Source organism: Akkermansia sp. NBRC 115031, assembly GCF_030268505.1.
In the GTDB taxonomy this organism is placed as follows: Bacteria; Verrucomicrobiota; Verrucomicrobiia; order Verrucomicrobiales; family Akkermansiaceae; genus Akkermansia; species Akkermansia massiliensis.
The window spans coordinates 96,943-120,577 of sequence record NZ_BSQU01000005.1; the positions used below are offsets into that span (position 1 = coordinate 96,943).

The window sequence follows — 23,635 nt, forward strand, 5'->3', positions numbered from 1 at the left end:
AGGTGGCTGAATGAAGTTCTGCTAGGGGGTGGGCGTATTATTGCGGAAGACTTCCTCCCACTGGCGGACGACGTGTTCCCGCGTGAATTTCCGGCTTTTGGCGGCGGCTTCCCGCGCCATGGCGTGCAGGGCGGCGGGGGACTGCATCAGCCCGGCGGCCATGTCAGCCATCTGCCGCGCCTGGAACCCGCCGGACGCCGGCAGGATGCAGCCGTTCTGCCCGTGGTCCACCAGGTCATACGCGGAAGAGAAGCTCCCGTAGAGAAGAGGCACGGCGCCGAAGGACATGCCCTCCACCACGGCGAGCGGCAGTCCCTCGTATTCCGAGGCCAGAAGGAGCAGGGAGGCCTGTTCGTAATACGGGGCCGGGTTCCGGAAGCCCTCAAAGGAGACGCGTTCCAGGCGGCGCTCCGCGCAGAATGCCTGAAGGGCCTCCTTTTCCGGGCCGTCCCCCACCAGGCGGAGGGTCCAGTCCGGGAAGCGGGGTTCCAGCAGGGCCCACGTTTCCAGCACGCGGGAGACTCTCTTCTGGTTGGGTTCCAGCCGCCCCACAAAAAGAAGCTCCTTCTTCTTGAAGGCCGGATCATAGCGGAATTCCCGGTTTTCCACGGTGACGGGGTTGGGAATCGTCAGGAGTTTCCCGGTATTCTTCAGTCCGGTGATGCTCCGGAAGGCCCGGTGGAAGCTGTCGGAAAGGAGGATGTAACGGTCGCTATGGGCATAAACGTAGCGCAGGCTGGCCCCGGTAGCCATGGCGCAGCCTTTCAGCAGGAGGCGCAGGAAGGCCCTGTTTACCGGATTCCCCGCCCGGGCCATGCGCATTCTGAGGCCTTCCAGCCGCGCGTTGCAGTCCGGGGCGTTGTGGTGCACGGCCAGCAGGCGGCAGGAGAGGCCCCGCATGGCCTTCCGGCACAGCCGGGTGACGTGGAAGGGCAGGCACCACTGGTTGATGACGATGTCAATGCGGCGGGAGGAGAGGAGGTCCCGGAGGGCGGCGAGATTGGCCTGGCTGGAGACAGGATAGCCCAGCCGGTGCAGGGTGACGCGGCTGTCCAGCGCGGGGGAGGGCGTCTCCGTCACTTGTTCAAAGGAGACCACATGCACCTCATGGCCCCGTGCGGAGAATTCGTTCGCCAGAATGGCGGTGACGGTTTCCACGCCGCCTATGGAGGGGAATTTCCCAAGCAGAAAGAGGAGGTTCATGAAAGGTCGACGAATTCCGGTTTGGGTTCCTGCCCCAGCAGGTAACGGTACAGGCGTTTCATGCTGGCGGCCACCTGGGGCGAGGCGTAGGTTTCCATGATGAGGCTGCGCCCGCGGTCCCCCATGGCGCGGCTTTCCTCCGGCGTGAGGTTGAAGGCTTCTTCCAGCGCGGCGGCCAGGGCGGCGGGGCTGTTGTCGCGCCACCAGCCGCATCGGCGGGTATCCAGCTCCTCCCACGGCGTTCCTTTACTGGCGATGACGGGCGTTCCCGCCAGCAGACCTTCCGCAATGCTCATGCCGAAGTTTTCCTGATGGCTGGGAGCGCAGAGGACGTTGAGCGAGGCGAGCAGTTCGTATTTCTCCCTCCCCGCGGCGAAGCCCGTAAAGCGGATGCCGGGGCCGCCCACTTCCGCCGCCAGCCGTTTCAACTGCGCTGCGTAGTCCTCCGGGCCGTCCCCGATGAGAAGGAGCTCCGCGTCCCGGAGGTTGAGGCTGCCCCAGGCCCGGATGAGGCTTTCCAGATTTTTAATGGGGTGGAAACGGCCCAGGAACCCGGCGCGGAAACGCTCTCCCGCGCTCCGCCGGATCTGGCCAATCCATGAAGGCACGGCCACCGGATTGGGGATGACCGCCACGGGGTTGGCAAAGCCCAGTTCGCGCAGGTGCCGCGCTTCCTCCCGGCAGGTGGCGTGAAGGCAGTCCGCCTGCGCCAGGTCCCGGCGGTGGCCCAGCGCCAGCATGAGCTTTTTCCTCCACGGCTTGATGGCCAGCGCCTGCGGGTAAAGCATGCCGTGGGGGGAGGCCACGCAGGGCTTGCGCGTTTTCCGGGCTTGCGCGCAGGTAGCGTGGTTGACGTCCAGCCACAGGCCGTTGGTGTGGTAAAGGTCGTAGTCCCGCCAGGCTCCGAGCCGGCGGCGCAGATTCATGGAAATGCCCAGAGGGGTGCAGAGGTCGTTGGGGACGGCGCGGATGAAGGAGCTTTCCTCTTCCGCGGGACTCCCGGCCCTGTCTTCCACGGTGAGGATGTCCGTAGCGCAGCCGAGGTCGTTCAGGGCCTGCACCAGTTCGCGGGTGCAGGCCGTGGTTCCCCCGGACTGGGAGGCCATGGAGGCGATGGTGTGCAGGATCTTCATGATGCCGTTTCCTTGAGGGGAGCCCAGGGAGCTGCGGGGCGGTTTTCTTCCCGGCCTTCCGTATAATGAACAATATGGACCAGATAGCGGGCCGCCGCGGCTCCGCTGATGGTTTGTTCCGCCCACGCGGCGATGGCCTTCCGTTCCGCGGGGGAGAGGCGGCCCTTGTCCAGCCATTCCCGCAGGGCGCGGCGCAGGCTTTCCGGACGGTCCGGGTCAAAGGAGCCGCCGCGCTGGCGGCCGTCAAGCAGGCTGGCGGCTCCGCACGCCGTGGAGCACAGCACCCTCATGCCGGACTGGAGCGCCTCATTCACCACGGCGCCCCACCCGTCAAACAGGCTGGGGAGGACGAGCAGGTCGCACTGCCGCATCAGGCGGCGCGTTTCTTCATTCCCCAGCGTGCCGAGCAGGGAAATCTGTCCGCAGTCCTCCGTTTCCAGGGCGGCCTGTTCCCGCAGCGGGCCGTCCCCCACCACGAGGCAGCGGCGGAAGGCGCCGCGGCATTGCCGGGCCGCGCGGAGGAAGGGCAGGAGGTTCTTGCGGGGGATGAGCTGGCCCACGAACAGGAGATCGGGCTTTTCCCCGGGAGCGGGGGGAGCCATGGCGGGAGTTTCCGCGCCAGCCGCGGATGCGGCTGATTCCGTGAAATAGCCCCATTCAAAGACGGAGTCCGCCGGGAATCCGGCGCGGCGGTAGCATTCCACGCCCAGCCGCCCCGTCGCCAGCAGGGCCGCGATTTTTTTCCCGTACCGCAGGCGGAGAAAGCGGTACTTGACGCTCCTGAGCAAGCCGCGCCAGCCCTGGCGGCGGTAGGGTTCCGCGTACACCATGGTTTTCAGGCCGCGGCGGACGGCCTGCTTGAACGCCGCGTAAACCATCGGGTAGGTGCTGATGCCGGAAAAGACGTGGACGGCCGCGGGATGGGCGCGCAGGGTTTCCTCCACCGTCCGGGCGTCCGGGGAGATGAGGATGCGGGCGTTCCCCATGTCCGGCACCGTCCAGCCGCTGGATTCCCTCTCCCCTTCAAAGTCCGTCTGGACCGCCAGCAGGACGCCGTGCTCCCGGGCCAGCGCCTTGATGAGGGCTGACTGGTGGATGCTGATCATGTTTTGCCAGAAGACGAATTGCATGGTGTTATTTTCCTCCATTGGGCAGGTTGCGGTACGCATGGGCCCCCCCGATGACGGCCCAGAAGACGGCGGAAAGTCCGGAACCGGCTGCAAAGACGTACCCTTCCGCAATCATGTGGACGGCGAAGAGGGCCAGGGCCGCCTGCGCCGGGGAAACGGGCGGAGAGCCCGGCGCGCGGAACGGGCGTTTGAGCAGGTTGCCGAACAGGATGAAGAGGAAGGGAATTCCCCCCAGCAGTCCTGTCATGGCGAACACGGCCCCGTAGGACGTGCCCGGTTCAATGATGCCGGTCACCAGGGATTGCTTGAATGAAATGATTTTCTGTGAGGCGAACCCCACGCCGTACAGGGGGGAGGAAAGGAACTCCGTTGCGCGGTCTTCCCACAACTGGGTGCGGGAGGACATGGCGCTCCCCATGCTCAGGTTGGCCTGCTGCTTGGCAAGCGTGTTGGCGCCGAAGTGCTGGACAAAGGGCACCAGCAGGATGCCCAGGAAGAACAGGGCGAGAAGCACCCGGAAAAGCTTTTTGGGGGCATGCCTGAAGTACATGAAGAAGACGTACCCCACCCCCATCAGGGTGGCTACCAGGGCGGAGCGGGAGGCGGAAAGCAGGATGGAGCCCAGGCACGCGACCATCAGGCCCAGGCGGAGTTTGGTCTCCTTCCTGCCGGAATCCCGGTTTTCCAGATGGAGGACGGTCAGATAAACCAGCCCCAGCCCGGCGAGCAGGCCCAGCGTGATGGATTGCCAGACCAGCCCCCCGAAGAGGCCCGCCACATTGATCATCTCACTGGTATTGTAGCGCATGTAGTTGATGCCCAGGAAGTAGCCGATGAAGGAGCCGGCCCCGATGAAGACGCAGAAGCGCATGAGCCAGAGGAACAGGTTCAGGCGGAACGCGTTCAACAGGCGGGAGGAAGTCAGCGGGGTAAGCGCCAGCAGGAGGAGAAGGAAATAGGCCAGGCGGTACCAGGGCTTGAAAATGGCGGGCGGATGGTTGAACGCCAGGCTGAGGACGCATGCCGCCGCCATGATGACCAGGGGCATGCTGGTCTTCTTCATTTTCGTCACGCACACCGCGGCGGCCACCGCCAGCATCACCGGATACAGGGGGGCAAGAAAGGAAATGGCGCCCGTCATGGTGGAGGCGATCGCCGCCATTACCAGGAATGACCAGGTTCCGTGTTTCTTGATGTATTGCAGAAGGGATGCCATGCTGTTCAGGGGAAATTCATGCGGACGGGGAAGGCGTTCCTATCCGGTAGCCCAGGCGTTCCAGCTGCGGGAGCAGGGAGGCTATCCGCGCTTCCCAGGGAGCGTGCTCGCAGGCCGCCCGGTAGTTTTTATCCACCAGGTCCTGATAGGAGGAAATGTTCGTTAAAAGGTTCGTGATTTGTTCATGGGCGTTCCGTTCGCTTATTTCCACGACGGGATTGTACCCCAGCAGGTTGACCAGTTCCTGCGGGGCCCTGCCTGCCGGGAGCGTGCGGGACAGCATGCATTCCCAGTAGCGCTGGGTCAGGGTTTCCACCTCTCCGGCCATGGCCGGGTGCGTATCGCAGCGGGGGTAGGAGACGGTGATTTTTGCGGAGGCCAGCCCCTCGCAGAGGGAGCGGAAGTCCGGGAACAGGAGGGGACCCTCCGCGGCGGGGAACAGATGAACCCATTCGGGATGTTCCCGGCAGGCCCGGACGGCGGCGCGGTGGAAGAAGGGCATCTGCCTGCCGAGCTCCAGAATATCGGCGGGCCTTTCCCGGAGGTCCTTTCCGGGCAGGTAGCCCGCCGGGTCAATGCCTTCCGGAACGTGGACGGTCCGGATACGGGGCAGTTCCTTCCGGACGTGTTCGCAGACCTGGGAGGAGGTGCACAGGAAGGTGCGGACGCGGTGGCGCTTCAGGGAGGAGATGAGGCGCGGCCAGTACCGCGGCCAGACGTCCCACAGCATGGGGATGATTTCATGCGTATAGGCATGCGGCCATGCGAAGGAGTCCGGATAGCCCGCGCCGGGGACCAGCAGGGCGTTCCGGCGGGAGGAAAGCGGGGGCAGGTTGGCGGACAGCTTCAGCCGGGCCACGGCCAGCAGCGCGGGCCAGGGAAGGGGGCGCCTGCGCTTGATGCCGCCCCCGCAGGCCTCCCACGCCCGGGCAAACCAGTCCATGAAGAACTGGTGGTTCCCCTTTTTGCGGACAGGTTCCAGCAGAAGAAGCTCTTTCATGGGTTCACCTCCTTGAGCATGCCGTTCCATTCGCGGATAATCCGTTCCAGCGTGAAAAATTGTTCCTGCGCGCGCGCCTTCCGCGCGTACGGGGCCAGGTCCTCCCCGGCCATGGCGTGCATGGCGCCGCACAGGGCGCGGCTGTCCCCGGCGGGGAACAGGCGCCCCGCTCCGCTGTCCCGTATGAGTTCCCGGCAGATGGGGATGTCTGCGGCGATGACGGGGAGGCCGCAGCTCATGGCCTCAATCTGCACGAGGCCGAAGCCCTCGCACCGGGAGGGGAAGAGCAGAATGGCGTGTTTGGGGTATTCCCGCTCCATGGCTGTGTGGCTGCCGTGCAGGCGAACGCGGGATTGCAGGCCGTGTTCCCGGATGAATTCCTCCATCCACGGGCGCAGGGGGCCGTCTCCGTACACGTGCAGGTTCCATTCCCCGTTATTCCTGCTGAATTCCCCGAATGCCTCCAGGGCCAGGTCCGCCCCCTTGTGGGAGGACAGGGAGCCCGCGAAGACGAACGTTTTTGACGTCAGCGCGGAATGCCGTTCCGCCGTGAAGCTGGCCGGGTTGTAGATGCGCCGCGTTGCCAGGTGCTGGCGCGTTTCAAAGTTCCGCCTGTCGTGGTCCGACAGGACGACGATTTGGTCGAAGCGGTGGTAGAACCGCTTGAGCGCATGGCGGAAGTAACGGGAGAAATGGGGGCCCTTGAACCCGAAGTAGTCTTCATAGGCCGCGTGGGACCAGGAGATGATTCTGGTGCGGGGGGAAAGCCGCGGCCGGAGCAGGGCGAGCAGCAGGGAGTCCTCAAAGCCGGACCCGAAGACGACGGCGTCATATTGGTGGCGGTTGATGTGGCTGGTGAGGCGCTTTTTAAAGGAATGCGTGTACCGCAGGAAAGCGTACGCGCGGGCGCCTGCGGAGGAGGAGAACAGGGGAGTCCGGGTGACGAGCCTGTCCATCACGGAACGCCTCATTTTCTCGTAAACGTTCATTTCATGGTGGAAAAAGCGGATGTTCTCCAGATCCAGCCCGTACGCGTTTTCCAGCGGTGGGCGCCGCAGGCAGTACACGCTGATTTCATGCTCCCGGCACAGCGCATTCATGATGCGCGTCAGGACGCGGGAGACTCCCCCCACGCCGAAACGTTCCCAGGCGATGAAACAGATATTCATGAGTAAACGGAAAGGGTTCGGTTCATCTGGGCTTTTCCGCCAGCTTGGAGAGCAGGTTTTCCCACAGTCCGGCGATGCGGGATTTGCCGAATTTCCCGCTGCTCCGGAAGCAGGCCGCGGACATGGCTTCCCTCTTCCCTCCGTCCCTCATCAGGTCCAGGAGCCGGGCGGCGTACTGCTCCAGGTCAAAGGGAGGGACCAGGATTCCGGTCCGGTCCGGTTCAATGATGTCCCGCACGGCGGTAAAGGATTCAAAGGCCATCGGGATACAGCCGTGCTGCATGCCTTCAATCAGGACCATGCCGAAGCCCTCAAAGGTGGACGTCATGCACAGGATTCCGGCTTTGCGGTAGTATTCTTCCGGATGGTCCGTGGCTCCTTCAAAGGAATAGTTGGTGCAGCCGCATTCCTCCGCCAGCGCGGCCAGGTATTCCCGGTCCGGTCCGTCCCCCACGATGCGCAGGAACCAGCCGGGTTCCCGGCGGCAGACCATGCTCCATATCTTCAGCAGGCGGTCCACCCCCTTCACTGGATTGTCCAGCCTCCCCACGAACAGGACTTCCCTGGCCTTTCCGGAAGGGATGCTCCCGTTCTCAAAGGAATTCATGTTGGGGATGGCGGTGATTTTTTCCTTCCGGACTCCCGGCAGAAAGTCGTAAAAGTCCTGTTTGAAGGACTCTGACAGGACGACGAAGGCGTCCGCCTGCGAAATGCGGAGATAGAAATTCCTGCGCCACGTGACGTTGTAATACATCCTTTTCAGGAAAGGCGCGCGGAGGCGGCCGCGGATGTCCGAGTGGTGCATGTCGACAATGGCGGGAGTTTTCCCGGAAAAGGCTTCCAGAAGGCGCTTCCTGCCTGCCGGACCGGGGAACAGGGCTCCCGCCCCCAGCAGTTCCCCGTCATGAATGATGATATCCGGCTGCCGTTCCTCCAGGGCCTGCCTGAAAGCCGCCTGCCGCTCCTCCCTTATCCGGGAGGAAGGAGTGGGCAGGATTTTCTGAATCCCGGAAAAGGGCTCGTAGGGGGTGTTCCGGTACCAGCTCACGATGGCGCATTCATGCCCATGGGCCTGCAATTCATGAATCAGATTGCACATGGTGCGCTCCACCCCGCCGCAGGATGGATTGAGCGTGCCCATGAAACAAAAGAGAATCTTCATTGAAAGGTGGACGGTTAGTGCTGAAGCAGGGAGTTCCATTCCCGCACGACGTTCGCCGGGGAGAAAAGGGCGGCATGCTGCGGGCCTGCCTGCGCCATGGCGGAGCGGAGGGGGGCGTCCTGCATCAGGCGGAGGAGCTGGCGCGCGTACTCCTCCTCGTCAAAGGGGGGGGCCAGGATGCCGGTTTCACCGGGGATGACGAGGTCGCGCACGGCGGCGTAGCTGTTGAAGGCCATGGGAACGCAGCCGTGCTGCATCGCTTCCGGCAGAACCAGCCCGAAGCCCTCAAACGTGGAGGTCATGCAGAAGATGGAGGCCCGCCGGTAATAGGGGGCCGGGTTCCGGAAGCCTTCAAAGGAAACGTTGGAAAGTCGCAGGCGTTCCGCCAGTTCTTTCAGGGCGGCGGCGTCCGGGCCGTCTCCCACAATGTCCAGGTGCCAGTCCGGCAGGGATTTTCCGGCGCGCGCCCATATCCTCAGCAGTCTGTCCACGCCCTTGACGGAGTTGTCCAGCCTGCCGACGAAGAGGACGCGTTGTTCCTTTTCCTGCGGCAGGGGCGGCGCTTCAATCGGCGGGACGGGGTTGGGAATGGCCGCCAGTTTTTCCGCAGGCGTGCCGGGAGCCAGCAGCCGGAATTCCTCCATGCCGCCGCGGGAAAGAGTGACGATGCGGTCATAATTGGCCGCCAGTTCCCGGAACAGGCTTTTTTGCAGCCGCCGCGCCCGGAGCCGCTTCACGGGGAGCGCCAGTGCGTTGAACAGGAAGTCCCTGCATTTTCCGGAGAAGGAGGCGGCGCCCCGGCGCTTGTGGACAAGATGGTAATAACGCAGGGCGGAGTATTGGGAGCTGTGCTGCACGGCGACCAGCTTCACGGGAGCCTCCTCCATCTGGGTGCGCGTGCGGAAGATGCCCCAGCGGCCCGTGACGCCCCCCTCCGTCTGGTCAATAAGCACGTCCGTCTTTTCCTCCCTCAGCAGTTTCAGCAGGTAGTCCCTCTCTCCGCTGCGGGAAAGGCCGGAAGGAAGGAAGGCGAGGGGTACGGGCGCAAAGTACGTTTCCCCCAGCCTGTTTTTCTCACGGCAGAGCAGCAGAACCCTGTGTCCGGCGTCCCGCAGCATTTCAGCCAGGCCATGGGTGGCGCGCTCCATGCCGCCCTGCTTGCCCAGAGGCTCGTAAGGGAGATAGATGACGATGTTGCTCATGGTTGTTCTTGCAGGCATTCCAGCCATTGGGGAATGACTTTTTCCGGCTGGTAACGGGATAATACTTCCGTGCGGGGCGGCACATGGGGGCCGCTCATCAGTTCGTCCAGCTCCCGGGCGAACAGGCGCAGGCTGAAGGGCGGAATGAGCCGCCCCGTCTCCCGGTCCGGCAGCATATCTTCAGCAGCGTGGAAGCTGTTGAAGGCGATGGGGGTGCAGCCGTAGGAAAGGGCCTCGTTAATCACCATGGGCATGCCTTCGTGCGTGGAGGTGAGGCAGAGTATCCGGGCCTTCCGGTAGTAGGGCGCGGGGTCCTGCACTCCTTCAAAATGGACGTTTTCCAGGTTCAGCCGTGCCGCCAGCCGTTCCAGGTTGCCGCGTTCCGGGCCGTCCCCGACCAGGTACAGGCGCCAGTCCGGATGCAGGGGCTGCACCCTTTTCCAGACCTTCAGCAGGCGGTCCGCCTTCTTGGGGGAATCCACCAGCCTCCCCACGTAAAGAACGGCATTTTCCTTCCCGGAAAGGCCGGGCTGCACGGGATCATAGGTCAGCAGGTTGGGGATGGCGTACAGGCGCGCCCTTTCCGGTGCGCCCGCCAGTTGAAGGGCGTCTTCCGTGTAGCGGGGGGAAAGGAACACCACCTTGTCCGAGCCGCGGAACATGTCCCTGTATTTCCTCCTCTTGTTGCTGACGGCCACATGCTTTTTGTACGGCAGGAGCGCCCGGCGCAGCAGCGTTTTCACGGTGTTGCCCCAGGTGCTGAAATCCTTCCGGAGCAGGGCGGAAAAGTAATCCAGCCCGGTATGGACGTCAAAGGAGATCCAGGAGACGATGGACGCCTGGACGGAAAGGCGCTCATGGCTGAAAAAGAAGGAGTCGTCCTGGTTGGCTCCGCAGTTGATGATGCAGTCCGTCTGCTGCCCGGCGCACAGGGTTTCCACGTACTCCCTGTTTTCCGCGCAGGAGAGCGTGCCTGTGCGGGGAAGGAGGAAATAAGGCGGTTCCGCAGGCAGTGAATCCGAGCCCCGGAGGGACAGGAAGGAAACCCGGTGGCCGTGCCGTGACAGGGCCTGCGCCAGAAGATACGCCGCCCGTTCCGTTCCGCCCGCATGGGGCAGGATGGGATGGTCAAAATAGAAGAGCAGGTTCATGGCGGCGGAACGGGAAGGCAAATGGGACAGTGAAAGGGGATATTACCGGGTTTGGAAAAAGTAGCGGACGGGATTGCCCGTGGTGCCCGCCTTGGACAGCAGCCGGGTGACGCCGTAGTGCCACGGGCACGGAAGGCTGTTTTTCCTGAAGGCCTGCCTGTTCTGGCGCGTATTGCGCAGGATGGCCCGCAATCCCGCCGTGCTGGAACCGCCGGTGCGCATGAAAACCATGTTGCGGTCGATATAGGCTGTGGAGATGCGGTTCTTTTCAATAAAGCGGAGCATCAGCTCAAAATCCGCCGCGCTGCCGATGGAGGGGTCAAAGCCGCCATAGCGGGTGAAGCAGTCCTTTTTGCAGTAGAACGTGGGGTGCGCCGGGCACCATCCGCGCTGGAAGGAGCCGGGCTTGTAGTCCGTTCCGCGCCATGTCCGGACGACTTTCCGGGCCGCATTGATGTAATGCAGGTTGCCGTGGACGGCGTCCGTCCCGTGCTGCGCGAAGGCTCCGGCAATGGTTTCCAGAACGCCGTTGTCCTGGTAATAGTCGTCCGCGTTCAGAAAGCCGACGACGTCTCCGGAACTCATGCGGACACCCTTGTTCATGGCGTCGTAAATGCCGTTGTCCGGTTCGGAAATCCATTTCAGCCGCCCGTGGAAGCGCCCTTCAACGTCCTGAAGCATTTCCAGGGTGCCGTCCGTGCTGCCGCCGTCCACGACCAGGTATTCATAGCCGGTCCAGGACTGCGCCAGCACGCTTTCCAGGGTGTCCTGGAGAGTGGCGGCGCTGTTGCGGCAAACGGTGATGACGGTGATTTTCATGGCGGCGGATGCAGGGAAAAAGCGGGCGTCCCGCCCTTCCCGGCGGAGAAGGGGTTACAGGCGGAGTTTGGTGAGCATGTTGGCATTGTGGGCGTCTGTTCCCCACCACAGGTACAGGTTTTCCTTCTGGAATTTCCGGGCGGCCGCCTGGCAGGATTTCCCGTAAAGCCCGAACAGGGAGCCTATGTTGCCCTGGAAGCTTATTCCCTGTGAGGCCAGGGCAGCCAGTTCCTCCGGAGGCATGATCTTCCCGTAGCGTTCCGGATGGGCCAGGACGGGAACGAAGCCTTTCTCCTGGACCAGTTGGAGCCTGTCCCTCCAGGCGCTGGGAAGGCGGAACTGGGGAAACTCCACGAGCAGGTGGCTGCCGTCGTGGCTGAGCGGCTCTTCCTCCTCAAGCGCCTGTTCAAAATGGTGGTCCAGCATGTATTCCGCCGCCAGGCGCAGGTCGAAATCCCGGTCCGGCAGTGCATCCAGAAGCTGCTGGAAGCGGGCCTTTAGGCGGGCGGGCGTGTTGGAGGGATAGCGGCTGCTGATGTGGGGGGTGCAATAGGCTCCCCTGAATCCTTTTTCTTTCAATCGGGAAATGATTTCCAGACTGTCCCGGAGGGTGTGCGCTCCGTCGTCCACGCCCCACAGCAAATGGCAGTGCATATCCATTCCGTCCGGACAGAGCGCAGCGGTTTTAAGCCTGGGTTGAAAGAGGGAGGAAAACAAGGCCGGGAATCAGGAGGGGTTGTTCTTGGAGGTGTTGCCGTAGTGGTAGCCGTAGCCGTAATAGCTGTAGCTGCTGGATTTGAAATCCACGGCGTTGATGACGAAGCCCATGTTGGGAAGCTGGCCGGATTCCGCAAGCTGCTGGACGGTGGCGATGTGCCGCTTGTCTATCCTGTTGCTGCGGATGACGTACAGGGAAATATCCGCGTGGCTGGCGAGGATGGCCGTGTCTGCCAGGATGCCGTATGGCGGGGAGTCAATGATGACGGCGTCATAGCGTTCCTTGAAGAGGCGGATGAGCTCCTCCATTTCCGGCAGGGAAAGGAGGGTGACCGGGTTGGGAACCTGGGGCCCGGCGTACAGGATGTCCACTCCGGGATGTTCCGGCAGGGTGCGGATGACGGAGAACGGGTCTTCCACCTTGCGGAGAAGGATGGTGCTCAGCCCCTTGCGGCCCTTGCCGTCAAGCTGCTTGGACAGGGAGGCCTTGCGCAGGTCCCCGTCAATGACCAGGACGCGCTTGCCGATGTTGGCAAAGGACATGGCGAGGTTGGCGGAGATGAACGTTTTCCCTTCCCCCTGCATGGTGGAGGTGAGGAGGATGACGTGCCCCTGGTTCCGGGTGACGGGGAGCATGGAGTCCGCATTGTGGCACAGGATCTGGAAATACTCAGAAATGACGGAGTGTTCATCCGTGAACATGCGGGCCACCTGCCGCTGCTCCTTCTTGGTCATGGCCGGAAGCTCCGCGACCACGGGAAGGTGCGTGACGGCGTTCAGGTCCTTCCTGTTCTTTATCTTGTTGTTGAGCAGGGCCAGCCCCAGGAAGCCGAGGATGCAGACGATGGCGCCCCCCGCCGCCGCGGTCAGCACGGATTTTCTGGTGTTGGGAGAGATGGGGTAATCCGTGCCGTGGGCGGATTCCAGCACGCGCGCGGAGGATTCCGTCAGGGCCAGCGTCAGGTCGTTTTCCAGCTCCTTGCTTAAAAGCGTCAGGTAAAGTTCCTCCTTCACCCGGTGTTCACGGTCCAGGGGGGTCAGCTCCCGGGCCTTTCCGGAGGTGGCCGTCAGCCGCTTGGCGATGTCCTGCCTCTTCCTGGTGAGTTCCTGGAGTTTCAGCTCCAGATTGTTGCGGAGATTGTCCAGGGACCTGGACGCCGCGCTGCGGGTGGCGTCCATCCTCTTCGTGAGGGTGACGACAATGGGGTTCTGCCCCCCGGCGCTTCCGGCGACCTTCTGGTATTCCAGATAGGCGGCGTTGTAGGCTTCAATCTGGCGGGAAACCCCGGAATCCGCAATGCCGGTATCCAGGGAAATGAGACCCGCCTTGTGGCCCAGGGCGTCCAGGTTTTCCTTCAGGCCGTCCGCCAGCTTCATCTGCGTCTGGAGCTCAAAGATGGAATTGTCCAGGGTTTGGGCCGCGTTGAAGTCTGCGGAGATGGACGCTTCCGTGTCTGCGATGATGTCGTTTTTGATTTTGATATCATCCATTTTCTGGTCCACTTCCTTCAGGTCCGCGCCGATCTGGCCGCGCTGCCGCCGGATGAAATCCTTCGTCTTCACCGCCTTCGTGCGGCGTTCCTCCGTGGAGTGGTCATTGTAAACCGCGATCAGCTTGTTCAGCGTGTCCGCGGCCTTGTCCGGATTGGTGGAGGTCAGCGTCATTTGCAGGATGCTGGATTCCTTGGCGTCCGGACGCGTGACCGTAAAATTGGCAAGGAGCTGGTCCGCAGCGGCGTTCACGGGAATGCGGCGCACGGTGATGGTGGTCCCGGAAACGGTTTCCGGCATGTTGGAGGTGGGGTAAACCGTGACGGTGGCGAAGGGGAGGGAAATGGGGGCGTGGAGCTTCCCTTTCTCCTGGATGGGGTTGCCGGCGGCGTCATGGTACGTCAGCGTCACGGCGTTTTCCGGCTCCAGCGTAACGTCAAAGGTGCAGAAGCGGTTCTCCGCGATGTCGTCAAACGTCACGGTGATGGGGCTGTCCTTGTACAGGTCTATTTGGCGCAGGTCCTGCTGCTTCCAGTAGGAGACGTTCAGCGTCAGGTCCTCCACCGTGTTCCGCATCACTGTGCTTGAGCGGAGGATGAAGCTTTCATTGGCCAGGTTGGCGGCTCCGGAATCCATGCCCAGTTCTACCTTGATGCGGTCCGAGGAGGAGGAATCCTTGTTGGATTCCCGCATGATGACGCTGGCCGTTTTTTCAAAAATGTAATTCTGCTTGCCGGTCACGTAATAGGCTCCGGCGCCTCCGAGAAGGGCGAAGAGCAAAATCCAGTACCAGCGTCTCAGAAGGATGCTGGTGATGACATCCAGTGACAGGGAAGATTCCGGTTCCTCGGCGGGAGGGGCTGCGGGGGGAGCAGGAGTATCTGGCATAAAAAGGAATCAATCAAAGAAGGCTCCGCCTTTCCGGAGGACGGAAAGGCGGGAAATGGGGGGATGTGCGCTTACAGGGCGCACAGGGCAACGATGCCGATAATCAGGCCGAGGCCGGAAGCCGTCCAGCCGATGTATTGGACGGTATCGCTGCGGGTGTTGATCTTGCGTTCGGCAGGCGTCACGTAAATGGTGTCGTTCTGCTGAATGTAATAATAGGGGGACTGGAAGAGATCCTTGCTGCGGAGGTCCACGGTGGCGATCTGGCGGCGTCCGTTGGTTTCACGGATCAGGGTGATGTCCCGGTTGCCGTCGATGTTCAGGTCTCCGGCGCGGCTGAGGGCTTCCAGAATCGTCAGGCGCTGGCCGTCCACGTTGTAGGTGCCCGGGGAGGCTACTTCACCCAGGACGGAGAACTTGAAGTTGGTGATCTGGACGTTGACGGAGGCGTCGCTGATGTAGTCCCTGTTCCGCAGGGTGGCGGCAATTTCATCCCCCAGCCGGGAGCAGGTCTTGCCGGCCGCCTTGATCTTTCCGATGACCGGCAGGACGATGTAGCCGTTGGCGTCCACCAGGTAACCCTTCCGTGAGCTGGTGCCCTGGCTGCTGGACCCTATTTCGGAGACGGCAAAGGGGGCGGCCAGTTCAGGCTGCTTGCTGCTGACGGTGATGGATAACTGGTCGTCCTTCTGGATGACGGTCTGGTAATTCCCCTTGATCTTTTCATTGGTCTGTCCGGAGACGTCCTGGATATACAGGACTTCCTTGGGGCTGACGCAGGAGGGCAGGAGAGAGGAAGCGGCCAGCACTGCGGAGCAGAGGGCGGCTTTGCTGATTAGGTTGTTGATGTTCATTGGTTGGAGAGAGGTTGGATGGAGGTATTCAGAATGATCTTCTGGGAAGGGGGGGAGGAGGGCAGGGAAAGGTCGTTATGAACGAGGGTCTGCCCCAGCTTGCTCTGGAACGCCTCGTTGCACTGCTGGATTCCTTCACGGATGACGACCGTGCGGGCCGTCTGGAAAAGGAGGGAGATATCCATTCTCAGATTGACGTTCTGGACGTAGATCAGGTCATAGCAAAGGCGGCGGCAGAAGGGGATGCCGTTGCGGCCGTGGATCTGGGCCATGCCGGTGATGCCGGGACGCACGGAGCAGCGCTTCCGGCAGTAGTTGGGCGGGAATCCCGCCATCTGGGTGGGGATCCAGGGACGGGGGCCCACAAAAGCCATGTCACCCTTCAGGATGTTGATGAGCTGGGGAAGTTCGTCCAGGGAGGAGCTGCGGAGGAAGCGCCCCAGCGGGAACAGCCTCTGCTCATCGGGCAGGAGCTGCCCGTTTTCATCCTTCCGGTCGTTCATCGTTTTGAATTTGATGATCTTGAACAGTCTTCCCCTGTACCCTACGCGCGTTTGAAGAAAAAACGGGGATTTCCCTGTAGAAAGTACAAGAAGTACCGAAACGGTCAGCAGCAGCGGAATGAGGATGATGAGAGCTATTCCGGCAAGGAGGCTTCCAAGAAACGGTTTGCAGATATGTATGTACATAAGCGGCGCGGCAGAGTTACCGGATTGCAAATCCGATGTCAATAGTAATCATTAAAGAAAAAATACTTATTTATCATTCCCGCGCCTTAAAAAACTAAAAAAATTTAACTCAAACTATTGTTTTCTGTATATAAATATATGTAATTAAGTGTGTTATGATGGAATTTATCGTACCCTATTATTTTGATAGGATTTGCAATCCGCTGGATATTTTATTACAGGTGCCCAAGTATTGAATAACATGTCTTTTTATAATAGAAATATGGTTGAATTAGTGTAATCAATAAGATAGGAAGGTTGAATTGGTTATTGCTGTATTTGTGTTGGTTTGAAGGGGAATGAAGCCGTTTGCGCAGGTAAGGGAAGGACTATGCATGACGCTGTTCGGTGGAGTCCGGAAAGGAGGCTCTTCCGGGTTTTTCCTTCCTGAAATCTGTCATTTCCACCGTAATCGGGAGAAACCTGCGGCCTTCCGGACCCCCTCCTTTTGTTTAGCCTTGAGTTGGGGGCGCGGAGTTGTTAGGATAGAAGGCAGGTATGGCATTGGATGTGCAGGAGCATCATGCATTTGAGCGTGAAGAGGGGCGTCCCCCTGTTTGGATAGGAATGGCGTGGGGCGTCGTGTCCCTGCTGGGCGGGGCTGCGCTGCTTGCGGCCATGCTGACGTTTGACGTGCGGGAAATAGGCTGGAGTTATTTAAATGATTCCGGTCAGGTGATTCCGGGCACCTCCAATGTGCTGGGCGTGGCGGGATTGTACGGCGCGGGGATTCTTTATTGGGCGCTGGGCGGCATGGCCTGGATGCTGGTCATTCTGTTGGAATGGTGGGGGCTTTACCGTCTGCTGCACCGTGGAAGTCTGCCCCGCAGCGTGGTGTACGGCGGCCTTTTCCTGCTGTTGTTCGGCTGCCTGTTCCTGACGGCCGGGCATGTGCCGGGTGACGCATGGGTGGCGCGCCACCAGATTCAGGGCGCCGGCGGCCTGGCGGGACATCTGCTGGGAACGGGGCTGCTTCTTCCGTTGACCGGCACGTCCGCCGTGCTGGTTCTTTCCGGGCTGGGCTATCTGCTGGCCCTGGTTTATGCCGCGGGAATGCATCCCCGCCCGCTGTTCCGCGCCATGCTGCGGGAGTGGCGCGCCTGGCGCATGAACAGGAAGGAGAAAAGAATGGCGCGCCAGTCCGCGCAGCTTGCCAGGGAGGCGGCGCGCGTAAGGGCCAGCATGGAAGATGCGGCCCTGTCCGCCCCCAGGCCGGCCGGAAAGGGCAGGGCATCCTCTCCCCGCCTGCAGCGCACCGGGGACGACCTGGAAGGCTTATATAATGAAGTGGCCGCGGCTTCCCCTGGCAGGTCCGCAGACCCCGCTCCCGCCCCCCGCGCACCGCGTACGCAGGGGCATCTTCCGCTGACGCCGCGCCCCAGGATTACCGTGGCGAAGCCGGCGGAAATCAAGCCCGCTCCCAGGGAGCAGCCTTTCTCCAAACTGTCCACGCCGCCTACGGAGGAATTCCGGGATTACGAGCTTCCTCCGTTTGAGCTGCTGCATTACGAAGAAAAGCCGGAAGGCCCTACGGAAGAGGACAAGGATGAAATGCTGGAAATCCAGCAGAAGATCATTGATACCCTGACGACGTTCCGCGTGGACGTGACGCCGGGGGACATTACCCGCGGCCCGACCATCACCCGCTATGAAGTTTACCCCGCGCGCGGCGTGCGCGTGAACACCTTTGACCAGTATGCGAAGGACATCGCGCTGGCGACGAAGGCGGAGAGCGTGAACATCGTGGCGCCCATTCCGGGCAAGGACACGGTGGGCATTGAAATCGTCAACCGCAACAAGGTGGCCGTGCCATTGCGGGAACTCTTGCAGGACCCCGGCTTCTGCTCCCCCAAGAAGAAAATACCGCTGGCCCTGGGGAAGGACGTGTATGGCCGCACCGTGATCGGGGACCTGGCATCCATGCCGCACCTGCTGGTGGCCGGGGCCACCGGGTCCGGCAAATCCGTGTGCATCAACAGCATTATCTCCTCCATGCTCCTGAAATTCCGGCCGGATGAGCTCAGGCTCATCCTGGTGGACCCGAAGGTGGTGGAAATGCAGCCTTATTCCAAGCTGCCGCACCTGATTGTGCCGGTGGTGACGGACCCCAAGAAAGTGCCCAATGCCCTGCGCTGGTGCGTGAATGAAATGGAGCACCGCTACCACTGCTTTGCCAAGGTGGGCGTGCGCAACTTTGAAGCCTTCAACAAGCGGCCGCCGGACGCGCCTGCGGAAGAGGCGGAGGAACCGGAAGACGGGGAGGTGGATGAAGCCCTGGCGGAATCCATTGCCCGTGACCTGGAATCCCAGGGGGAATGGCCCGCGGAAGAGGATGATGAACTGGACCTGGAGGACGACGGCGTCATCCCTGAACGCTTCCCCTACATCGTCATCATCATTGACGAACTTGCGGACCTGATGCAGACGGTGGGCGCGGACATTGAAACGAACATCGGCCGCCTGACCCAGAAAGCCCGCGCCGCGGGCATCCACCTCATTGTGGCGACGCAGACGCCCAGAAGGCAGGTGGTGACGGGGACGATCAAGGCCAATATTCCCACGCGCATCGCCTTCCAGGTGGCCAGCGGCACGGACAGCCGCGTGATTCTGGACAGGCAGGGCGCGGAAAAACTGGTGGGCAAGGGCGATCTGCTGTACCTGCCGCCGGGTTCCGCCCAGGTGGAGCGGGCGCAGGGCGCCTTTATTTCCGATGACGAAGTGGAAGCCCTGGTAGCCCACTGCGCCTCCCAGGCCAGGCAGAAATTCCATGAAGAGGTTCAGAAATCCCTGGACGAACCCTCCCGCGGAGGGGCGGACAGCCCGCTGGACGACGCGGAGGAGGAATGCTACGCCAAATGCCTGGAAGTGGCTGTCATTGAGCGCAAGGTGAGCACGTCCCTGCTGCAGCGGCGTTTGAGCATCGGGTACGGACGCGCGGCGCGCATGATGGATTTGCTGGAATCCCGCGGCATCATTGCCCCGGCGGACAATACCAACCGTCCGCGCAAGGTGCTGGTGGAATGAAACGACGAGAAAAGCCCCTCCCCATGAAACGAATCCTTTCCCTGCCTGCTCTGGCGGCGTTCGCGCTGCTGGGCGCCTCCTGCTCCCAGCAGGTGCGGCCCGTCAAAAAGACCGCCCGGCCTCCCGTGTACGTGGGGAAGGTGGAGCAGGTGTACCCCAGCCACAACTATGTGCTCATTGCGCTGGCCGGGAACGTTTACGAGCCGGGAACCGTGCTCATTTCCCAGTCTCCGGGCAGGGAGGAAAACCGCAGGGTCGCGAACCTGATCGTGACGGAGGAACGTATGGGCCGGGCGCGCATTCCGGCGGACATACGCAGCGGAGCCGTGGAGGCAGGGGACCTGGTGTTCCTGTACCGGAACCTGGCCGCTCCGGAAAGCTCCGGAAAAAAGGATAACCCGGACCCGGACAATCCGGAACCGGGGACGGATGAAGACGGCAAGGAGGTCACCCCGCCGATTTCCCCGGACGGCGGCAAAACGCCGGACGGGCTGCTGCCGGTGCCCGGGGAGGCCCCCGCGCCGGACCCCGCGGACCAGGAGCGCATTTCCCGTGAGCGGGAGAAAATCCTCCGGGAGCTGGAAAGCGTTCCGGGCAAGCTGGATGACCCGTGGCGCGAGGCTTTTTCCGGAAAATCGGCAGGAAAATGATTTTTTAGATTCATTCAATAAAAGCTTGTTTTTCGGCAAGCCCGGATTAGGATAATCCCGCTTACGCAACCAGATGACTAATTTATGAAATCCATCAAAGGAACAGAAACAGAAAAGAACCTTCTCAAGGCTTTTGCCGGAGAATCCGAAGCGCGCAACCGCTACACCTACTTTGCCGGCGTGGCCAAGAAAGCCGGTTATGAGCAGATTGCCGCCATCTTCCTGGAAACCGCCGACAATGAAAAGGAACATGCCAAGGTGTTCTTCAAGCTGTTGAAGGACGCCTGCGTTGAAGTAACGCACACCGTTTGCACGGCCCCCCTGGAATCTACGGAGGAATGCCTGCTGGCCGCCGCTGCCGGCGAGCGCGACGAATGGTCCGAAATGTACCCCACGTTTGCCGAGGTGGCTGACCGTGAAGGCTTCCCCGCCATTGCGGAAACCTTCCGCCAGATTGCCACTGTGGAACAGCACCATGAGGCACGCTACCTCAAGCTGGCTGAAAACGTGCGCGAAGGCAAGGTATTTGCCAAGGAAAAGGAAATCCAGTGGAAGTGCCGCAACTGCGGTTACGTGCACACCGGCTCCACCGCCCCCAAGGTGTGCCCGGCCTGCGTGCATCCCCAGGCGTTCTTTGAAGAACTGGCGGACAACTTCTAATCGTCCTTTCTCCAGAAACATGATTGGGGCCGGTTTCACGAGCTGATCGTGTGATCGGCCCTCTTTTTACTTACGGACGCCTTACGCTGATGGACTGGAAACGCACGGATGCGGTGTGGATGAAATATGGGCGCAGCCTCTGGAAATTCGCCGGAAGCTACGGGCTGGGCATCGCCCTGATGCTGATCCTGCTGGTGCTGACGTTTGCCGGAACGCTGCATCAGGTGCGGCTGTCTTCCTCCATGGGGCCGGAGGCGGCCATAGAATCCTTCTTCGGCGCGCCGTATGTGCTGATACCGCTGGGCGGGGAAAACTCCCTGGTTTCCCTGCCGCTGCCCGGCATGGGCATTACCTGCGCCTTGCTGTTTGCCAACCTGTTCATAGGCGGGATGTTCCGCGTCCGGTGGACCTGGAGGCACGCGGGCGTGCTGGTGGCCCACGGCGGCATTCTGCTGCTGCTGGCCGGCATCATGCTGGGCAATAAAATGACGGTGGCCGTGGACCAGGTGGAACTGCCCCAGGGCGACCGGGTGCACGAGCAGTCCCTGCCGTTTGACCTGCGCCTGAACCGCTTCGTGCCGGAATTTTATCCCGGCACCTCCAAGCCCAAATCCTATGAATCCCAGGTAACCGTCTTTCCGGAATCCGGCGGCCAGTATGATGCCGTCATCCGCATGAACGAGCCTCTCCGCCTTTCCGGCTGGACGCTGTACCAGATGAGCTGGGGGCAGGACTCCCTGCATCCGGGCAGGCTCATCTCCATCCTCCGCGCTTCCCATAATCCCCTGGAGCAGATGCCCAAATGGTCTTCCTACATCATTGCCGCGGGACTGCTGTGGCACTTTGCCTGCGTCTTCGGAAGGTACCTGCGCCGCAAACCCGGCCAGCCTCCCGCCGGAGCGGAGGCGGCGGACGACCATCTGGAGCCGCCCGCTCCCGGCGGCAAGCGCCGCCTGCGCCTGATAGGCATTTGCGTGCTGGTGGCGGCAATCTTCGGCGTCGGCATGCTGGCGGCCCGGCCTGCCTCTCATCCGGTCCGGGTGGAGCATTACGTGCCCTGGTCCTCCTTCCTGGTGGAACGGGCCGGGGCAATGGCCGTCCAGGACGGCGGCCGCCTGAAGCCCGTCTCCACGTACGCGGGCTTCCATCTGCTCCGGACGCTGGGCAAAAGAAGCTTTGGCATGGAGACGCCGGAGGGGAAAAGGAAACTCTCTCCGGTGGAATGGATGCTGGACTGCATGTTCCGCCCGGAATTCGCGGAACAGTATCCCGTCTTCCTGGTTAACCGGGAGGAAGTAGTCAGGCGTCTGCACCTGCCGGACCAGGCGGACAAACGGAAAAAATACTCCTATGCCCAAATTGCGGAGCACTGGGAGGAAATGACCCGCGCCGTCCGGGAAATCCGGCTGCTGGGAGAAACGAACTTGACGGAAGCCCAGAAGGAAATCCTGGCCCTTTCCCGCAACTTTGACGTGGTGCGCGGCTGGATGCTCGGCTCCCGTATCATGCTGGAAGACCCCTCCGCCATGGAACGGATGGAATTCCCCCGCTGGTTCCCCTCTGCGGGCCAGAATGGGGAGCGTCTCTGGACGGCTGCCCCGGACAAAGCCACCGGAGCCTTTCTGGCAATGGCCTCCCTGCTGGAACGCAAGGCCATCGGCATGGAAGGCGCGGAAGCCTCCGGACTGCGGATGAAGGCGGAAGGACTGCTGCTGGAAAAACTGGCGCAGCCCAATGAAGCCGCCTCCGCCGGGGAACGGCACAGCCTGGAAAGGGAAATCTTCTACTACCGCCTGGACCCGCTCTATGCCTCCCTGGCCGTCTTTGTGGCGGCGTTCGTGTGCCTGCTGCTCTGCGCCCTCTTCCGTCCTGCCGCCAACGCTCCCCTCTGGCGCCGTTTTCTGCGGCCCGGCGGGTTCAGCCCTGCGTGGCTGCTGGGTGCGGCGGGGACCGGCGTGCTGGCGGCGGCCCTGGTCATCCGCGTGCTCATCACCATGAGGTCCCCGGTGGGCAACACGTATGAAACCATCGCCTTCATCGCGTGCATGGGCGTGCTCTGCGCGCTGGTGGCGGAGCTGTTCAGCAAAAAGGGCATCGTGCTGGCGGCGGGGCTTCTGCTGGGGGCCTTCTCCTGCCAGATGGGCATTCTGTACGAATCCTCCCAGGCCGTGGACCACATGGACCCCCTGGTAGCCATCCTGCGCTCCAACTTCCTGCTCTCCACCCATGTCATCACCATTGTGCTGGGGTACGCGGCCGGGTTGCTGGCGGCGGTGCTCTCCCATGTGTACCTGCTGGCCTCCCCCCTGCGCCTGATCGGCAGGAAAACGGAACAATCCCTGGACCGCATGGCTTACGGCATCCTGTGCTTCTCCCTGGTATTCACGCTGGTGGGAACGGTCTTCGGCGGCATCTGGGGCAATGAATCCTGGGGGCGCTTCTGGGGCTGGGATCCCAAGGAAAACGGGGCTCTGATGATTGTGCTGTGGCAATTGACCGTGCTGCACGCGCGGAAAGCCGGGTGGCTGTCCCCCTGGCTGCTCCACTTCAGCAACGTGGTGGGCGGCGTCATCATCGCCTTTGCTTGGTGGGGCGTCAACATGCTGGGCGTGGGCCTGCACTCCTACGGCTTCACCTCCGGCCGTGACGCCCTGGACATTTTCTACTGGTCTGAAGCCGTCCTGTGCGTCCTCTTCGTCATCCTGCATTACCGCGCGCTCCGGCGCGTGGACATCAGGTAGGCGGAGAAGGACGCATTTTTCTCATTTTCTCCTTGCCGGTCCGGGTTCTCCGGTATATATTCCCGCCACCTCATGCACGGATAGCTCAGTGGTAGAGCGGCTGTCTTACACACAGTTGGTCGGGGGTTCGAATCCCTCTCCGTGTACCATTAATAAACCCCGCAAGCTTAATGGCTTGCGGGGTTTTCTTTTATAGGTGGTTTACCAGGCGGATACACTCTGGCCTTGGTCGGGTGCGATATTTATTTTTGAGTTTGGTGTTCGAGATTGGAAAGGCGTAAATTAATTTCGGTAAGGGTGCGGGTTTGTTCATTGATGAACGTCCGCATGTCGGCATACATGATTGCAGCGGCAGCAAAGCCTACAATCATGACAATCTCGGCCTTGTACTCTCTCAGGAGCGTCAGGTAAGCGCGGGTTCTGGTGCACATGATTACTTGCTTGCATGTTGCTGCATAACGGACGGCATGTCCGTTCCCGGCTGTGCCCGGGAATAGGGAATATGCCTTGATTCCCGGAGCAGGGCGGCGGTATGGCAGCTTGCCGTGTATTCCGCCCCCGCATCCCCGGAATGTCTAACGTATCCACTGGCGCCCGATGCTGCCATGGTTGCCGCCATCAGGTATTTGACCCGTCTCCCCCAGCGGCCAGACTCCGCCTGTTTATCTTTTTTATTATCTTGTTTGTTGATGTCCAA

Annotated in this window: 20 protein-coding genes and 1 tRNA gene; 5 read left to right on the forward strand and 16 right to left on the reverse strand. The window is 61.7% G+C overall.

The window, feature by feature from the left end; translation table 11 throughout:
- Positions 1 to 21: 21 nt before the first annotated feature.
- The 14 genes from QSJ36_RS08025 to QSJ36_RS08090 all read right to left on the reverse strand — a co-directional run bounded on the left by QSJ36_RS08025 (position 22) and on the right by QSJ36_RS08090 (position 15,824).
- Entirely contained in the window at positions 22 to 1,203 is a 1,182-nt protein-coding gene (locus QSJ36_RS08025; RefSeq protein WP_285468088.1) for a glycosyltransferase, read from the reverse strand.
- Positions 1,200 to 2,336 carry a glycosyltransferase gene (locus QSJ36_RS08030; RefSeq protein WP_102722467.1) on the reverse strand — a complete coding sequence of 379 codons (1,137 nt, stop codon included), beginning with the start codon at positions 2,334 to 2,336 and terminating at the stop codon, positions 1,200 to 1,202. The genes QSJ36_RS08025 and QSJ36_RS08030 overlap by 4 nt, the downstream gene beginning before the upstream one ends.
- Positions 2,333 to 3,466 carry a glycosyltransferase family 4 protein gene (locus QSJ36_RS08035; RefSeq protein WP_285468090.1) on the reverse strand — a complete coding sequence of 378 codons (1,134 nt, stop codon included), beginning with the start codon at positions 3,464 to 3,466 and terminating at the stop codon, positions 2,333 to 2,335. Before QSJ36_RS08035 ends, QSJ36_RS08030 begins: the two co-directional genes overlap by 4 nt.
- A gap of 4 nt (positions 3,467 to 3,470) precedes the next feature.
- A complete protein-coding gene (locus QSJ36_RS08040; protein WP_102731329.1) occupies positions 3,471 to 4,682 on the reverse strand; it encodes an O-antigen ligase family protein in 1,212 nt (403 codons plus the stop codon).
- A gap of 16 nt (positions 4,683 to 4,698) precedes the next feature.
- Entirely contained in the window at positions 4,699 to 5,682 is a 984-nt protein-coding gene (locus QSJ36_RS08045) for a hypothetical protein (RefSeq protein WP_285468092.1), read from the reverse strand.
- Positions 5,679 to 6,851 carry a glycosyltransferase gene (locus QSJ36_RS08050; RefSeq protein WP_102722463.1) on the reverse strand — a complete coding sequence of 391 codons (1,173 nt, stop codon included), beginning with the start codon at positions 6,849 to 6,851 and terminating at the stop codon, positions 5,679 to 5,681. The genes QSJ36_RS08045 and QSJ36_RS08050 overlap by 4 nt, the downstream gene beginning before the upstream one ends.
- Before the next feature lie 22 nt (positions 6,852 to 6,873).
- Positions 6,874 to 8,013 carry a glycosyltransferase gene (locus QSJ36_RS08055; protein WP_022397308.1) on the reverse strand — a complete coding sequence of 380 codons (1,140 nt, stop codon included), beginning with the start codon at positions 8,011 to 8,013 and terminating at the stop codon, positions 6,874 to 6,876.
- A 14-nt stretch (positions 8,014 to 8,027) separates the two neighbouring features.
- The gene (locus QSJ36_RS08060; protein ID WP_215443573.1) at positions 8,028 to 9,215 is read right to left on the reverse strand and encodes a glycosyltransferase; all 1,188 of its coding nucleotides are present in this window, start codon (positions 9,213 to 9,215) and stop codon (positions 8,028 to 8,030) included.
- Complete coding sequence (locus QSJ36_RS08065; protein WP_285468097.1) at positions 9,212 to 10,366, reverse strand: glycosyltransferase; 1,155 nt, start codon at positions 10,364 to 10,366, stop codon at positions 9,212 to 9,214. The genes QSJ36_RS08060 and QSJ36_RS08065 overlap by 4 nt, the downstream gene beginning before the upstream one ends.
- Before the next feature lie 42 nt (positions 10,367 to 10,408).
- Positions 10,409 to 11,185 (reverse strand): glycosyltransferase family 2 protein, encoded by a 777-nt coding sequence (locus tag QSJ36_RS08070; RefSeq protein WP_215443572.1) that lies wholly within the window; start codon positions 11,183 to 11,185, stop codon positions 10,409 to 10,411.
- A gap of 54 nt (positions 11,186 to 11,239) precedes the next feature.
- Positions 11,240 to 11,839 (reverse strand): CpsB/CapC family capsule biosynthesis tyrosine phosphatase, encoded by a 600-nt coding sequence (locus QSJ36_RS08075; RefSeq protein WP_253231626.1) that lies wholly within the window; start codon positions 11,837 to 11,839, stop codon positions 11,240 to 11,242.
- A gap of 72 nt (positions 11,840 to 11,911) precedes the next feature.
- On the reverse strand, positions 11,912 to 14,281 hold the full coding sequence (locus tag QSJ36_RS08080; RefSeq protein WP_022397303.1) for a tyrosine-protein kinase: 2,370 nt from the start codon (positions 14,279 to 14,281) through the stop codon (positions 11,912 to 11,914).
- A gap of 71 nt (positions 14,282 to 14,352) precedes the next feature.
- Complete coding sequence (locus QSJ36_RS08085; RefSeq protein WP_285468102.1) at positions 14,353 to 15,135, reverse strand: polysaccharide biosynthesis/export family protein; 783 nt, start codon at positions 15,133 to 15,135, stop codon at positions 14,353 to 14,355.
- Complete coding sequence (locus QSJ36_RS08090) at positions 15,132 to 15,824, reverse strand: sugar transferase (protein WP_250714990.1); 693 nt, start codon at positions 15,822 to 15,824, stop codon at positions 15,132 to 15,134. The genes QSJ36_RS08085 and QSJ36_RS08090 overlap by 4 nt, the downstream gene beginning before the upstream one ends.
- A 537-nt stretch (positions 15,825 to 16,361) precedes the next feature.
- Between QSJ36_RS08090 and QSJ36_RS08095 the strand changes: the two genes are divergently transcribed.
- The 5 genes from QSJ36_RS08095 to QSJ36_RS08115 all read left to right on the forward strand — a co-directional run bounded on the left by QSJ36_RS08095 (position 16,362) and on the right by QSJ36_RS08115 (position 23,087).
- Positions 16,362 to 18,887 (forward strand): DNA translocase FtsK, encoded by a 2,526-nt coding sequence (locus tag QSJ36_RS08095; RefSeq protein WP_285468105.1) that lies wholly within the window; start codon positions 16,362 to 16,364, stop codon positions 18,885 to 18,887.
- Positions 18,888 to 18,910: 23 nt separating this feature from the next.
- Complete coding sequence (locus QSJ36_RS08100) at positions 18,911 to 19,537, forward strand: hypothetical protein (protein WP_102722445.1); 627 nt, start codon at positions 18,911 to 18,913, stop codon at positions 19,535 to 19,537.
- 84 nt (positions 19,538 to 19,621) lie between these two features.
- The gene (gene rbr / locus QSJ36_RS08105; RefSeq protein WP_022397298.1) at positions 19,622 to 20,197 is read left to right on the forward strand and encodes a rubrerythrin; all 576 of its coding nucleotides are present in this window, start codon (positions 19,622 to 19,624) and stop codon (positions 20,195 to 20,197) included.
- A gap of 50 nt (positions 20,198 to 20,247) precedes the next feature.
- Entirely contained in the window at positions 20,248 to 22,938 is a 2,691-nt protein-coding gene (ccsA, locus tag QSJ36_RS08110) for a cytochrome c biogenesis protein CcsA (protein ID WP_285468106.1), read from the forward strand.
- 74 nt (positions 22,939 to 23,012) lie between these two features.
- A tRNA-Val gene (locus QSJ36_RS08115) sits at positions 23,013 to 23,087 on the forward strand.
- 93 nt (positions 23,088 to 23,180) lie between these two features.
- Here the strand turns inward: QSJ36_RS08115 and QSJ36_RS08120 are convergent.
- Together QSJ36_RS08120 and QSJ36_RS08125 are read right to left on the reverse strand one after the other, a co-directional pair.
- Positions 23,181 to 23,369 carry a hypothetical protein gene (locus tag QSJ36_RS08120; protein ID WP_022397296.1) on the reverse strand — a complete coding sequence of 63 codons (189 nt, stop codon included), beginning with the start codon at positions 23,367 to 23,369 and terminating at the stop codon, positions 23,181 to 23,183.
- Positions 23,370 to 23,371: 2 nt separating this feature from the next.
- The gene (locus QSJ36_RS08125) at positions 23,372 to 23,635 is read right to left on the reverse strand and encodes a hypothetical protein (RefSeq protein WP_285468109.1); all 264 of its coding nucleotides are present in this window, start codon (positions 23,633 to 23,635) and stop codon (positions 23,372 to 23,374) included.

Coding starts and splice junctions, on each gene's coding strand:
- QSJ36_RS08025 (WP_285468088.1), bottom strand. CDS start 1,203: ATGAACCTCCTCTTTCTGCTTGGGAAATTCCCCTCCATAGGCGGCGTG.
- QSJ36_RS08045 (WP_285468092.1), bottom strand. CDS start 5,682: ATGAAAGAGCTTCTTCTGCTGGAACCTGTCCGCAAAAAGGGGAACCAC.
- QSJ36_RS08090 (WP_250714990.1), bottom strand. CDS start 15,824: ATGTACATACATATCTGCAAACCGTTTCTTGGAAGCCTCCTTGCCGGA.
- QSJ36_RS08100 (WP_102722445.1), top strand. CDS start 18,911: ATGAAACGAATCCTTTCCCTGCCTGCTCTGGCGGCGTTCGCGCTGCTG.
- rbr (WP_022397298.1), top strand. CDS start 19,622: ATGAAATCCATCAAAGGAACAGAAACAGAAAAGAACCTTCTCAAGGCT.
- QSJ36_RS08065 (WP_285468097.1), bottom strand. CDS start 10,366: ATGAACCTGCTCTTCTATTTTGACCATCCCATCCTGCCCCATGCGGGC.
- QSJ36_RS08070 (WP_215443572.1), bottom strand. CDS start 11,185: ATGAAAATCACCGTCATCACCGTTTGCCGCAACAGCGCCGCCACTCTC.
- QSJ36_RS08030 (WP_102722467.1), bottom strand. CDS start 2,336: ATGAAGATCCTGCACACCATCGCCTCCATGGCCTCCCAGTCCGGGGGA.
- QSJ36_RS08075 (WP_253231626.1), bottom strand. CDS start 11,839: ATGCACTGCCATTTGCTGTGGGGCGTGGACGACGGAGCGCACACCCTC.
- QSJ36_RS08120 (WP_022397296.1), bottom strand. CDS start 23,369: ATGTGCACCAGAACCCGCGCTTACCTGACGCTCCTGAGAGAGTACAAG.
- QSJ36_RS08060 (WP_215443573.1), bottom strand. CDS start 9,215: ATGAGCAACATCGTCATCTATCTCCCTTACGAGCCTCTGGGCAAGCAG.
- QSJ36_RS08035 (WP_285468090.1), bottom strand. CDS start 3,466: ATGCAATTCGTCTTCTGGCAAAACATGATCAGCATCCACCAGTCAGCC.
- QSJ36_RS08050 (WP_102722463.1), bottom strand. CDS start 6,851: ATGAATATCTGTTTCATCGCCTGGGAACGTTTCGGCGTGGGGGGAGTC.
- QSJ36_RS08095 (WP_285468105.1), top strand. CDS start 16,362: ATGGCATTGGATGTGCAGGAGCATCATGCATTTGAGCGTGAAGAGGGG.
- QSJ36_RS08055 (WP_022397308.1), bottom strand. CDS start 8,013: ATGAAGATTCTCTTTTGTTTCATGGGCACGCTCAATCCATCCTGCGGC.
- QSJ36_RS08080 (WP_022397303.1), bottom strand. CDS start 14,281: ATGCCAGATACTCCTGCTCCCCCCGCAGCCCCTCCCGCCGAGGAACCG.
- QSJ36_RS08040 (WP_102731329.1), bottom strand. CDS start 4,682: ATGGCATCCCTTCTGCAATACATCAAGAAACACGGAACCTGGTCATTC.
- QSJ36_RS08085 (WP_285468102.1), bottom strand. CDS start 15,135: ATGAACATCAACAACCTAATCAGCAAAGCCGCCCTCTGCTCCGCAGTG.